The organism is Stutzerimonas stutzeri, assembly GCF_024448895.1.
Classification (GTDB): domain Bacteria; phylum Pseudomonadota; class Gammaproteobacteria; order Pseudomonadales; family Pseudomonadaceae; genus Stutzerimonas; species Stutzerimonas stutzeri_Q.
Genome location: NZ_JAMOIC010000007.1, coordinates 1 through 12,385 on the forward strand (window position 1 = coordinate 1; position 12,385 = coordinate 12,385).

The window sequence follows — 12,385 nt, forward strand, 5'->3', positions numbered from 1 at the left end:
ACAGCATCAAGCACGCCCATGACCCGCCCCGCGGCAGCGGCAGCGGCAGCGGCAGCGGCAGCGGCAGCGGCAGCGGGTTGAGTTTCGGTAAAGAGGTCGTCGGTGTAGAGGCCTTTGAGCAGCGATCGGAATCTTAAAGTCGGTGCCCTATGCAACACTCATCGCTAAGGGCTGACCAAAGCCGGCCCTGGACATACAGCGGCGTTCATCGGGCTGCATGTTCCAGGCGAAGCTTCGACTTCTACAACTTACGAAGCATGCTCGACACTATCTGACAGCCATTGATTCAAAGTGCCCCAATTTTCTTCAGGTACTTCTCAAGCTTATTGGCTTCATTGTAGGAATCTGTCCGATCCCATATCTGGTCTATTCGAGCCGCAAGCTTTAGATCCTTACCATGATTGGTCATGTTCGCGACCATCACCAGCTGGTTATAGATGTGGCGCATATCGCCCCCATAGCCCGGCCCCATTGAATGCCACTCACCGTTTTTAGTGAAGTAGACAACGTCATCCACCACGCGGATCGACGCGGCATCCACCTTGTCCATGTCCTCCTTGAACTCATCCTGATCCTGGTTTGGCACCCTCATAAGGCCCCTCTCACCGTCCGGAGTCTTATCCGCCCAGGTTCGGGGCTTCGGGGGGTCCATGTAGGCTTTTATCTTGCCCAGATCGTTGTAGTCATCCGTCGCCGCAAACACCCGGTCCATCTCCTTCGCGCGCTCCTTGAAGGACTCATTCTTGGGGTCGGCGATATCGTGCAATCCTTTCAGGTAGCGAATGATTTCCGAATTGGTATCGTTGGTATCGGATATTCGTTGTTTAATGCCATCTTTAACAAAAACGACTGATCGGCCATCATCAGATATGGCAATCGTCCCTACATCCACCTTATCAATATCCTCAATAAAATCACTCGGGGTTCCAATCCTGTTGTGATTCACACTGCCACTATCGTTATACGTAGTTCCAAACGTAGCGGGCTCCTCACCATATTCCTTCGGGAATTTCTTTATGAGGTGCTCACGAAGCCTCTTAATATCGTTATAGTCATCGTTCTTGCTGTGCAGGTCCGTGACGTCTTTAGCGATGTCTTTATCGATATTTTTACCGTCAGGGCGAATCAGATCGTGCAAGTCACGTAGGTACGTATATATTTCTTTCGCATGACCACCCTTAAGGCTTCCGTGATTGTCCGTGTCCAACTTCCACTGTTTGCCGTCTTTGACAAAGTAGATAACGCTACTGTCCTCCGGATCCAGCTTTATCGTATCTACATCAACACGGTCAACGTCTCGCTTGAAATCTTTATAAGTGCCGGGTTTGGTGTCATCCTTGCCCAACATGCTAACAAAGTCGTCACTCAAAACACGCCTTAATTCGTCGATCTCGTTGTATCTGTCGGATTCATTGTGCAGGTCTGTCATGCGCTTGATGATGTTCTCGTCCCGCTTGCCTCCCGGATGAGCCAGTTCGTATAGATCGGTCAGATAACTAATAATCTTTGGGTTAAGTCCGGACTCGTTATTGCCTATCACGGGGTCTATAATTTGCTTGACCCCGTCCTTGACAAATATAACCCTGCCATCGTCCAGCAACTCAATAGACCCGACATCAACGCGATCCACATCCTCTTTGAAATCCTCAAAAGTACCGTTTGTGTACGCCTTCCCGCCGCCAATTTTGTTTCGGTAAGATTTATCATCTCCAAAACGCGGCAAGCCACTTTCATCACCGTCACTATCATGATTAATCACTACACCGTGCTTGTCGTCCCAGTTGTCAAACCAATCATCACCGGGGAGGTGGTCATTATTCCTGAGGTGATCAGTGAAATCCTCATACTGGTCCGGCCGGGCTTCCCACACAGGAATGTCAGCCGGAAAAGCTTCGAAGTAAGACTCTGAACCATAATCGTAATAATAGGCATAACGAGCATTTTGAGTGTAATTGAGCTTGTCCCCCCAATCATCTTCTGTGATGCCCAACTTACTCCAGTTATTAAACTGCTCGGCCCGCTTGTTAAGCTCTTCCCCCCTCTTTTCCTTGGCAACTTCACGGGCGATTATCCCTGCGATTACCCCAAAACCGACGCCGACAATACCTAATACGCCCGAAGCGAGACTAAGCCCCGCGGCAACTGCGGGGCCTGCCACCAAAGCCGCTAAACTGGTGCCGGCCATTGCTGCGATAGAGGCTCCGCCCAGCACTTGCATCGACTTTTCAGCGTATTCAAGCGAGGTGCCGCCGTTCTTCAACAGCTTGTCAATTCCCATCGCCCCCAGGGCCAAATCAAGAAAACCGCCCGCTGTATCAGCCACAATTCCGACGGGGCCCAAGATGGTTCCCACGAGCTTCAATTTGCTGGGGATATCCATGATCTTTGGATCAAGCCCCATGTCGCTGAGGGTGGCGTCAAGCCTAGAGTTGAGCAAAGAACGGCTGTTTGGATCCAGGTCGTCGACGGCAGCCTGATCGATGGATGCCGCTCCCGACCCGGCAGCACCAATGCGGCTGTTGCCATCCTCCATCGCCGTATGAAAACTCAAACCTGTTTCGGAATCGACGTTGGACTTGGCGGTAACAAAGCTCACGTCGCCTGACGCAACATCATCAAACCAGTGTGTAATATCAGCCATATTTACCGTTGACTGAGACCCATCTGACGATACAACCGAACGATAGTCATCAGCGCTGTACAGACCTTTAATTGATGCGTTGTCGGCGGCCACCTCAGGAGCCGAGCCAGGGAACCGTTTGTCAAACATCTCGCGCAGCTGCGTATTATCGCCAAACCCAAGCAAGTCCCTCACGCCCGGCTTATTGAATGCCGCACCGAATATATCCAGGGTATTACCAATCACGGCGGGAGACGTCGCAATACTGATCATGAACAAACGCGCGGCTGCCATACGGTCTTCAACCGTTTCGCCCTTGTTTTTCGAAAGATTATAGATGGCCGCCGTTGTAGCCAATATCCCGCCTATGGCCGGTATTACCCCACGACTCATCGCCGCTTGAATAAGCCCAGCCGCACCACGCCGCGTACTTAGCCCATCCGGGTTATTTGAACTGAGAACGTCGGACAGTCGCGAGGATATATCTTTCATGTCAAAGAAACCTTTGCCTTTGACTGATTCATACATCGCGTCGCCCAATATTTTCACCGCAGCCTTATAGCTATCGAGGCTGCGTTTGACGTCATCGGATAGGTTGCCTCCACCCTGACCATTCAAGTAGCCCTGGACTGCCCGATCCGCGAAGGTAATACCAAAGAGGGCAGACCAGGTGCTCGATAACCCAAGGGTTACTGTATCTGTGACCGCTGCCTTTAATGATTCGTCGGAATAGCTTCCATTTTTAACCATATCAGCGACATCATTAACCATATCGACGTCGACTTCGACGCCGCCTCCCAATTCGCTGGAAAGTTTGCCAAAAACCTCATCCGCCTTGGTTTCATCCAACATTTTTAACGATTTGAAATCATTAGCAAATCGAACATTGGCGGCTGTTGGATCCATGCTTTTCAGCATGTCCTTGTAGTCATCGCCCATCATGCTATTGTAAATTTTGTTGGTCAGACCGTTCTTGTCAGCGATTTTGTCTATGGCACCTTCCATTAACTGGTCGACGCCTTTTTTCACGCTGTCATTATCGGACAAAGCTGCCAGCTTTTCGTAAATCTCCTCTTCCTTCAATAAGCCGTAGGTGTTGGCGCTATGCATAACGACGCCATCCCTGTCTTTCGTCTCACTCCAATCACCATCTGCTACCGTTATTGCAGGCTTATATAAATAACCTGTTTCCAGCGCGGTCTTTGCCTCAAGCAGCTCATAATATTGACGCCGTGGATCGCTTATATCGAGCTTGCCCCACTCGTCCTTCATCTTGTCCTGAAATAGCTCGCCAACCGTCTTTCCACCTTCCGTGGTCTTGGCATTCATGAAATCCGTCGCTTCGGAATCTGGAACGTTTACCGTGATGTCGTTATCCGCTCGACGAATATCACTACCAACTACCTTGTTTTCCAGAACAGAATGCTTAAAGGGCGTCAGATGCGCCGATACGGCGAAAGTCTTCCCGTCGTACTTATAGGTGTAGGTCGTATCGTCGGCCTTGGTGGGTTTAAGATTGCCGAGCGGGGGCAACACATCATTCTCTTCCACTACTATCCAGTCTTCTTCTTTGGCCTTTGCTCGAAACTCCTCGGCTGTTGCGGGCCCCTTGGATTTATCGCCACCTGTCCCGCTGTTTGAAGGGGTTTCCCCTTTGTCGATTTCCTCGAGGCGATCCTTTTTTTCCGGCGTATTGTTGGTGACCCGGGATTGGGTCAGGCCGATAATTGTTTCGAAAATCTCCGCCAGCCGAGCCTCGGCCTTAGTATTGTTATTTGCGACTTTCAATTGAATGCCCTCGATGCCAGCATGAAATCGGGACGGTACGAGCCAAGCTCGATCAGCCCTTTCAGCGTCGTCGACGGGCCATGAATCATCCGATCCGATGCCATTGCGGATTTGATCTGGAACACGCTACCAATTACGGCGCGTACAGCTGAAACGTTTGCGCAACAAGATTGAAGCTCTGCTTTCATCAGCGCTCAACAATCGAGGCGTTTAATTCACAACGCTTCACACCAGGAAACCGATCCTGGGCATGGCGCCTCTCGCACGGGATTACAGTGGATGACGATGACGCCGGCCGATTGATATCTGGTGCGTTGGCCTGATCAAGCCGCACTGACTGCTCATCAGAAGAAGCCCAAGCTATCCCCAAGCCACTACCGACACCCCACTCTCCACAACTGGTCCATCCGCGTCGTAAAACTCTGGCTCATCATCTCCCGCCGCATTCCCCAATCCGGTGCGGTGGGAACTCGCCCCGGCCTGAGCGTATTGCGCCCCCACTTCGCATTTACCGCATCGAGCACGCCCATGACGCGCTCCGCGGCAGCGGGTTGGGTTTCGGTGAAGAGGTCGCCGGTGTATTCGCCGCGTTGGCAGAGGTCCATTAGCAGTACTTCGGCTTTGCTGAAGGCGAAACCCTCTCGATAGACAAGCTCTAGCCCGGCGATGGCGGCGCGGGTGATGTAGCGGGTGTCGTCGGTGGGGTATGGCAGTTCGCAGACAATGCCTTTGGCGAACCTGGGTTCGTCGGGGTTGAACATGCCGGTGCGGATACTGACGCGTACGCGTTTGCACAGGGAGCGTTGCGCGCGCAGCTTTTCGCAGGCGCGGGCGGCGTAGGTGGCGACGGCTTCGCGGAGGGGGGCTAGCTCGCGCAGGCGGTCGCCGAACATGCGTGAGCAGCAGATCTCCTGCTTGAGCGGGATCACGTCTTCCAGTTCCACACAGGGCGTGCCGCGCAGTTCGCGGGCGGTCTTTTCGATCACCACGCTGAATTGTTTGCGCAGGGTCCAGGCGTCGGCATTAGCCAGGTCCCAGGCGCTGCGAATGCCCATGCTGTTGAGGTGTTCGGTCATGCGCCGGCCGACGCCCCATACATCGCTTACGCTCGTGATGCGCAGTACCTTGTCGCGCCGCTCGGGGTCGCGCAGGTCAACGACGCCGCCGGTTTGCTTCATCCAGCGCTTGGCCGAATGGTTGGCCAACTTGGCGAGGGTCTTGGTGTTTGCGATGCCGACGCCGACCGGTATGCCGGTGAGCCGCAACACATCGGCACGGATGCGGCGCCCGAGCGATTCCGCATCTGGCACGCCGGTCATATCGGCGAAAGCCTCATCGATGGAATACACCTCCACGGCCGGCGCGCGCTGTTCGATGACGGTCATCACCCGCTCGCTCATGTCCCCGTAAAGCGCGTAGTTGCTGGAAAACACCACGACGCCCCAACGCTCCAGATCACGGCGTACCTTGAAGTACGGCGCGCCCATCTTGATACCCAGGGCCTTGGCCTCTGCCGAGCGGGCGATCACGCAGCCATCGTTATTGGAGAGCACGACGATGGGCGTGGTGCGCAGGTCGGGCCGGAAGACGCGCTCGCAACTGGCGTAAAACGAGTTGCAGTCGATGAGGGCCAGCGCCCGCTCAATACTTGCCATGGGTGCGCACGCTGAATGGCACGACGCCCCAAACGTATAGCTCTTCGCTTTCCAGCAGGTAGCGCGGGGGGAATTTGGGGTTGGCCGAGCGAAGGATGATCTGGTCGCCTTGCCGGTCGAAGATTTTCACCAGGGGTTCGTTGTTAAGCGCGGCGATGACGACCTCCCCTTTCTCCGCCTCGCGCCCTCGATCGATGACCAGAATGTCCCGGTCAAAGATGCCGACGTGGATCATGCTGTCGCCGTCGGCTCGCGCCAGGTAGGTGTGGGGCGCACGGATGTTCATCAGGTCATCGAGCGAGAGCGTGCCTTCCATGTGGTCCTGCGCGGGGCTGGGGAAGCCGGCGGGTATGCAGAAGCTGAAAAGCGGCAGGACGATGGCGGACGGAGCGGCGGGCCCCAGGAAATGAACGGGCATGGTACAGACCTCATAACTGTATGTGCATACAGTATGGCGATGTCATGGCGCGGTCAATTGAGCCTGACGCACGGTGGTTCGACTGGTGACTTGGCTTCCCCAGTTGCCCCCCTGAGATCCAAGTGATTAGGGGTGAGGCGGCGCTAGAAAGTCACAGGCACAACAAACGGCGGCAAGGCGCGTCGGCTTAATACCCACAGATCTCCGCTTTGATTCTTTCGGTGTATTTCGCAACCTAAACGGACCGACAACACTCCCATTGCTTCGCCTCTGCTGTACGGAGCTCATCCATTACAAACAGGAGGTTCCAATGCATATTTTCAGTCCTTTAGCTGCAACCGTTTTACTGGCGGTGAGCGGCAGCGTCTTAGCCAATGAGCACGTCGCCGAGATTGAGCAGACCGGCAGAAATAACAACGCTGAGCAGACGCAGAGCGGCGTCCGGCAGCAGTCCTTTATTCGGCAGAACGGCTCTGAAAACGGGGCAATCACTGTCCAAGCTGGCACCAGCAGTGACGGCGGCCATGCGAGCGTCGAGCAGGTGGGCACCCTCAATCAGGTCGAAATCTTTCAGGTGAATGGAAGCCGTCCTGGCATGGCGAGCGCTGAGCTTTACCAAGCCGGAACCTCCAATAGCGCCACCCTTGAGCAGCATGAATACCTTGACGAGCTTTCCGTTACCGCGACCGTCCAACAGGAAGGGACTGGTAACCAGTTCGATGCCAGACAAAGGTGGGTAGGAAACGAGCTTGCCGTGGTTTCTATCGGACAGGGCAACGTTGTCGAGGTGGATCAGTCTGGCTTCAGCACAGCAGACATCCAGCAAAACGGAGACGAAAACATCGTGCGGCTGGAACAGCTGAGCGCTGGTTTCGGTGGTGGTTTCGCGGCGGTCGAGCAGGAAGGCGCAGCTAACCAAGCAGACATACACCAATACTCCGGGCGTTACCCTGCGGCCGATGTTTTCCTGCAGCAGGTTGGCGTCGCCAACGTTGCACAGATCGAAGCGAGAGACGGCAATAGCGTGCTGGACTATGTGCAGCAGGGCACTGGTAACGAGCTTGAGTCCTACATTGCTGGACAAAACAGCAGCCTTACCGGCTACTCGGAAGGCGAATACAACACGGTGATCACGTCACAGGTTGGAGACAACCACAGCCTGGATATCGCTCAGGTTGGTTCATACAACCACATAGACGCCTCCCAGAACTTCCACGCTCATGATGCGCTGATCAGTCAAACGGGTGACGGCAACCAGGCGTTCCTGACGCAAGCTCAATCGATCAACAGTCACTCCGCTAGCATCGTTCAAAACGGCAACGGAAACGTAGCGAACGTTCTCCAACAGTAAAGCCCTCCACACGGGCTCGAGCCGTACCTATGCGCTGGCTGTAAAAGCAGCGCATTCCGGCTTGTAGGAAGCACGGTGCAGAGCAACTTAACTAATGGATATCCATCGGAGCGCACCTTGAAAACAGTAGACCCGTCCGTCTTCATGCGGATTAACGATGTGCTTTGCCGGTTCTTCTTGGCCTTCGATAGGCGGGATTGGCCGGCGATGGTCGAGTGCCTAGCACCACAGGTCGCGATTGATTACTCGTCCTCGGGGCGGGAGCAGCCGACGACGATGACAGGGGAGGACTTCGTCAGCCGCAGGCAGAACGCCGTAGACACGCTGGCCAAGCACCACAGCTTTTCCAATCTATTGATTACGCCGGGCGCAGATGCACGCTCTGTCAGTGCGCGGTGCAATTACTTGATTCTCCGCTTTGACCCTGCTGGCTCGGACGAAGACTTCTTTCACTCGTGCGGCAGCTACGAATTCGGTTTCGAAGACATCGCAGGAGACTGGAGAATTTCAAGCATCAAGCAGGATGCGCTTCGGAGTTGGGGTAACGCGAGCCTGCATGGCGGTTCGTCACGAGAGAAAACCTGACCCGCCGACTCGGACAGCAAAAAGCCCCGCATGAGCAGGGCTTTCGACTCAGGCTAGCGTTTCAACTCCCAGGACAGGCCGGCAGTGCCGTCCGATTCTGCGTGCCGTCGTTACGTGTGAACTCGCAGCCGTAAGCGGGATTGGCTAGCGTGCGTGGATTGAGGACGCTATCGCCCGCCGGTTTGATGCCTTGCTGCTCCCATTGCAGCATCGCGGCCATGGCTTCGACCTGTTCCTGATAGGTGAAATCACAGTGGCTGGGCGCGCGGATGGCACGTTGCACCAGCAGGTCGCCGTTGCCGTTGGCCTCCGCGTTGCGGCGGTAGATCTGCTGATGCTTGAACGGCACGTACAGGTCGCCCAGGGTGTGGATGCTCACCACCGGGACGTTGAACTGGCCGTTGACCACGGGAATCCAGCGCAGGCCGTCCGGGCGGATGCTGTTGGCAGGCGCATGGCCGATCACACGGATGATCGAGTCATTGAATTCGCGTTCCTCGCGGGACATCGCCTTGTTCGTGTCGAACTGATAGCGCGTGGAGAGGTTGCCGTTCAGCGAATCGGCGAGGATGCCGTCAACCGAGCCATCACGACCACCCGTCCCCAACACGACGCTTTGCAGGCTGGTGCGGAAGCCCTCGGCGAAGATCGGCCGGTCGCCACCGCTGAGTTCACGAACCACACCCTCAAGCTTTTCGCCCTGCGGCGACGGATCGGTCGGGTAGCTATCCCAAAGCGCACCGATGATCTGCGGCAGCTTGGCCTGGAAGTCGGTCGCCGGGAAGCTGGTCGGTCCCTGCCCTGCAAGATGCTGGGCGGCCAGGGTGAAGTTCAACAGGTATTCGAACTGGTAAGCGTCGCCGGTTACGCCACACATGGGTACGGAGCCGTCGTAGACGACACGGTTGTTGGCGGTCGCGTAGGTTTCTGCCTCCACCGCCGCGGCTGCGACGTGGCCGCCCATGGAATGGCCGGTGATGTAGGTTTTGGTCGGCTGCGCCTTGCCGGTCAGGCTGCTGAAGGCGAGCGCCAGGGCGTTGGTGTCTTCGATACCAGCGCGCACATCGTAGAAGTTCTTGCTGTAGCTGGACGCGGCCCAGGCGTAGCCCTGTTGCAACAGCCAGGGGCGGATCGGTGGTGGTCCGACGGTCAGCTCAGGCCCCGTGCCTCGGTAACCGTGCGCGTACATGACCAGCATGCCGTTCCAGTTCGGCGGCACCTCGATCTGATAGGACGAGCCCTCGTAGACGCCGGTCCAGCGCTCGCTCGGCAGGCCGGGAAAGGCCGCGAGTGGCGAGACAATCGGAACGAAGGTACGTGAATCATGAAGGCGGGATTCACTGTTGGAGAGAGGTGGTTTGATCGGCTTGGACCGAGCCTGAACATCGGCGGCTATTCCGATCGTACCGACCAGCATCACGCCAGCGACGGCGCGCGCGCAGGCTGAAGCCAACTTGCTTGGGAGCATGGGAGTTTCCTCGGTTGTTTATTGTTTTTGTTCTTTCAGGGCGAGCTTTGCCGGGCCTGCCAAGCGCAAGCGGTACACGCACTTCGACTAACCGTGGCAGATAGCTTGGACCTGTCAAATGACCCAACGGCTCGGGAGATGAGCGGCAGTATGGTCATGGAAATATGACGACTGGGGTCTCGCTTATGGTTGGCCGGTCATTGCGAGCGGCTCACTTAACCCAAGCCTCTGGAATGGCTCCAGAGCGGAACGCGGAAATTGCGATTAAAGAAGGACCGGATGGCGGCCGCCACCCGGTCCGGCAGGGTTACGCCAGTATCAGCAATTACCCTTCTTGGCCTGGCCCGGTGGGCAATGTTTGCCGCCATGGCCGCCACCTCCGTCGCCAACATCGATGCCGATGCCTGGCAACCGAAGGCTGCAGCCTGTCATCAACATTGCCGCGAGCACGACGGCCACGGCACGAATCGTCACGGATTTCGCTTTCATTGGAATACTCCCTAATTTCCTAGCGGGGGCGCCGAATGTACGACGCCTGCAGAGCAGTATCCACCCCGACGAGCAGTAACAACAGGGTATTCACGCATGAAGCTGAACGCGGGGATCAACGCCGCCGTGGCGATGATCCCACGCACTGTGATCAACCGGCGCGGTACTCCGCATCGGCCGCTTCGAAGCGACGTTGGATGGTGGTTGCGGGCTCCTTACCCATCAGGCTCACGACGTAGATGGCGATGCTGGCAAAGATGAAGCCCGGGATGATTTCGTACAGCCCAAGGCCGATGAACTGCTTCCAGACCACCACGGTGATCGCGCCGACCAGCATGCCGACGAGCGCGCCGTTACGCGTCATGCGCTTCCACACCAGCGAAATCAGCACAACGGGACCAAAGGCAGCGCCGAAGCCCGCCCAGGCGTAGGACACCAGGCCCAGCACCTTGCTGTCCGGATTCGAAGCGATACCGATGGCAATCAGGGCGATCAGCAGGACCATGCCGCGGCCGACCCAGACCAGCTCGGTCTGCGAGGCGTTCTTGCGTACCATGGCTTTGTAGAAGTCCTGCGTCAGAGCACTGGAACTTACCAGCAACTGGGCGCTGAGCGTACTCATCACCGCCGCCAGCACACCGGACAGGATGATGCCGGCAACCCAGGGGTTGAACATCAGCTTGACCAGTTCCATGAACACGCGCTCGCCGTTCTCGGTCACGGCGTCGGCCTGGGCCGGGTTATCGGCGAAGTAGGCGATGCCGAGGAAGCCCACGACCACGGCACCAGCCAGAGTCAGGATCATCCAGGCCATGCCGATGCGGCGGGCGTTGGGGATGCTCTTCACCGAATCGGCGGCCATGAAGCGCACCAGAATGTGCGGCTGGCCAAAGTAGCCCAGGCCCCAGCCGAGCAGGGAAATGATGGCGATGAAGGAAAGGCCCTTGAACATGTCGAAGTTCGACGGATCCTGCGCGGCAATGGTGTCCATGGCGGTGCCCATGTCGCCCAGCGCAAGGATGACGAAGACCGGCGTGATCAGCAGCGCGAAGATCATCAGCGTGGCTTGCACGGTGTCGGTCCAGCTCACCGCGAGGAAGCCACCAATGAACACGTAGAGGATGGTGGCGGCAGCGCCGACCCACAGCGCCGTACTGTAGTCCATGCCAAAGGTCGATTCGAACAGGCGGGCACCGGCCACCACGCCGGACGCGCAGTAGATGGTGAAGAACACCAGGATCACCAGCGCCGAGAAGATGCGCAGCAAGCGGCTGGTGTCTTCGAAACGATGTGAGAAATAGTCCGGAAGCGTCAGCGCATTGTGGTTGTGCTCGGTATGCACGCGCAGGCGCCCGGCGACGAACAGCCAGTTCAGCCAGGCACCGGCGATGAGGCCGATGGCGATCCAGCTTTCAGAAAGGCCGGCGACGAAAATGGCGCCCGGCAAGCCCATCAGCAACCAGCCGCTCATGTCCGAAGCGCCTGCCGACAGTGCTGTTACGAAACTGCCGAGGCTGCGGCCACCGAGTATGTAGTCGTCGAAATTCTTGGTAGCGCGGTAGGCGATGAATCCGATGAGGATCATCGCCACGATGTAGATCACGAAGGTGATCAGAGTGGGGGTACTCACATTCATTGGTGTTGTTTTCCTTGTGCTGCGGGGACATGGCCCCCGCCTCCACTGACGAAGCGCGAACGCTTGTGGCGCAGCGCTGGCAACGGATGGTCGGGTTAAGCGCGAAAGCATAGCGTCTCGATGCGGCCGTTGCTCGTGACCGGACAGTTTTGTCGAGAAAAAGTGCAGGCGGACTGAGCGAGCAGTCGGGGGACGATTCGGCAGGCGGGTCGAAGCTGCGTTCGGGGTGAACCAGAAGCGCGGTTACTTATCGATGATCTGCCCGCGCATGGGCGCCAGACGCGCCAGCAGACGATTCTGGGTCGGGATCGGCACCGCCTCGGCGGTCATCGAGGCTTGCAGGACCGTAGGATGGGTTGAGCTTGCGATACCCAT

General features: G+C 56.9%; 10 protein-coding genes. 2 read left to right on the plus strand and 8 right to left on the minus strand.

The features are described from left to right. Window positions 1–286 precede the first annotated feature (286 nt). The 4 genes from NA619_RS10275 to NA619_RS10290 all read right to left on the minus strand — a co-directional run bounded on the left by NA619_RS10275 (window position 287) and on the right by NA619_RS10290 (window position 6,481). Complete coding sequence (locus tag NA619_RS10275; protein WP_255961770.1) at window positions 287–4,408, minus strand: hypothetical protein; 4,122 nt, start codon at window positions 4,406–4,408, stop codon at window positions 287–289. After that, entirely contained in the window at window positions 4,405–4,596 is a 192-nt protein-coding gene (locus NA619_RS10280; protein WP_255961771.1) for a hypothetical protein, read from the minus strand. The genes NA619_RS10275 and NA619_RS10280 overlap by 4 nt, the downstream gene beginning before the upstream one ends. A gap of 186 nt (window positions 4,597–4,782) precedes the next feature. Further along, window positions 4,783–6,063 (minus strand): Y-family DNA polymerase, encoded by a 1,281-nt coding sequence (locus tag NA619_RS10285; protein WP_255961772.1) that lies wholly within the window; start codon window positions 6,061–6,063, stop codon window positions 4,783–4,785. Continuing rightward, window positions 6,050–6,481, minus strand: a complete 432-nt coding sequence (locus NA619_RS10290; protein WP_255961773.1) for a LexA family protein — start codon at window positions 6,479–6,481, stop codon at window positions 6,050–6,052. Before NA619_RS10290 ends, NA619_RS10285 begins: the two co-directional genes overlap by 14 nt. Window positions 6,482–6,791: 310 nt before the next feature. Here NA619_RS10290 and NA619_RS10295 point away from each other — a divergent pair, with 310 nt between their 5' ends. Both NA619_RS10295 and NA619_RS10300 read left to right on the plus strand, forming a co-directional pair. Further along, on the plus strand, window positions 6,792–7,832 hold the full coding sequence (locus tag NA619_RS10295; protein ID WP_255961774.1) for a hypothetical protein: 1,041 nt from the start codon (window positions 6,792–6,794) through the stop codon (window positions 7,830–7,832). 75 nt (window positions 7,833–7,907) lie between these two features. Beyond that, on the plus strand, window positions 7,908–8,417 hold the full coding sequence (locus NA619_RS10300) for a nuclear transport factor 2 family protein (RefSeq protein ID WP_255961776.1): 510 nt from the start codon (window positions 7,908–7,910) through the stop codon (window positions 8,415–8,417). 61 nt (window positions 8,418–8,478) lie between these two features. On the opposite strand, the gene NA619_RS10305 is transcribed toward NA619_RS10300, so the two are convergent. From NA619_RS10305 to NA619_RS10320, 4 genes are all read right to left on the minus strand, one after another. After that, window positions 8,479–9,885 (minus strand): alpha/beta hydrolase, encoded by a 1,407-nt coding sequence (locus NA619_RS10305; RefSeq protein ID WP_255961777.1) that lies wholly within the window; start codon window positions 9,883–9,885, stop codon window positions 8,479–8,481. Between the two features lie 318 nt (window positions 9,886–10,203). Then, entirely contained in the window at window positions 10,204–10,374 is a 171-nt protein-coding gene (locus NA619_RS10310; RefSeq protein ID WP_255961778.1) for a hypothetical protein, read from the minus strand. Window positions 10,375–10,525: 151 nt separating this feature from the next. Beyond that, window positions 10,526–12,010 (minus strand): sodium/proline symporter PutP, encoded by a 1,485-nt coding sequence (putP, locus tag NA619_RS10315; RefSeq protein WP_255961779.1) that lies wholly within the window; start codon window positions 12,008–12,010, stop codon window positions 10,526–10,528. A 243-nt stretch (window positions 12,011–12,253) separates the two neighbouring features. Next, window positions 12,254–12,385: a hypothetical protein gene (locus NA619_RS10320; RefSeq protein ID WP_255961780.1), complete on the minus strand. Its 132-nt coding sequence runs from the start codon at window positions 12,383–12,385 to the stop codon at window positions 12,254–12,256.

Excerpts from the sequence above, each read along its gene's own strand:
- NA619_RS10280 (WP_255961771.1), bottom strand. The coding sequence starts at position 4,596 with ATGAAAGCAGAGCTTCAATCTTGTTGCGCAAACGTTTCAGCTGTACGC.
- NA619_RS10285 (WP_255961772.1), bottom strand. The coding sequence starts at position 6,063 with ATGGCAAGTATTGAGCGGGCGCTGGCCCTCATCGACTGCAACTCGTTT.
- NA619_RS10290 (WP_255961773.1), bottom strand. The coding sequence starts at position 6,481 with ATGCCCGTTCATTTCCTGGGGCCCGCCGCTCCGTCCGCCATCGTCCTG.
- NA619_RS10295 (WP_255961774.1), top strand. The coding sequence starts at position 6,792 with ATGCATATTTTCAGTCCTTTAGCTGCAACCGTTTTACTGGCGGTGAGC.
- NA619_RS10305 (WP_255961777.1), bottom strand. The coding sequence starts at position 9,885 with ATGCTCCCAAGCAAGTTGGCTTCAGCCTGCGCGCGCGCCGTCGCTGGC.
- NA619_RS10310 (WP_255961778.1), bottom strand. The coding sequence starts at position 10,374 with ATGAAAGCGAAATCCGTGACGATTCGTGCCGTGGCCGTCGTGCTCGCG.
- putP (WP_255961779.1), bottom strand. The coding sequence starts at position 12,010 with ATGAATGTGAGTACCCCCACTCTGATCACCTTCGTGATCTACATCGTG.
- NA619_RS10320 (WP_255961780.1), bottom strand. The coding sequence starts at position 12,385 with ATGGGTATCGCAAGCTCAACCCATCCTACGGTCCTGCAAGCCTCGATG.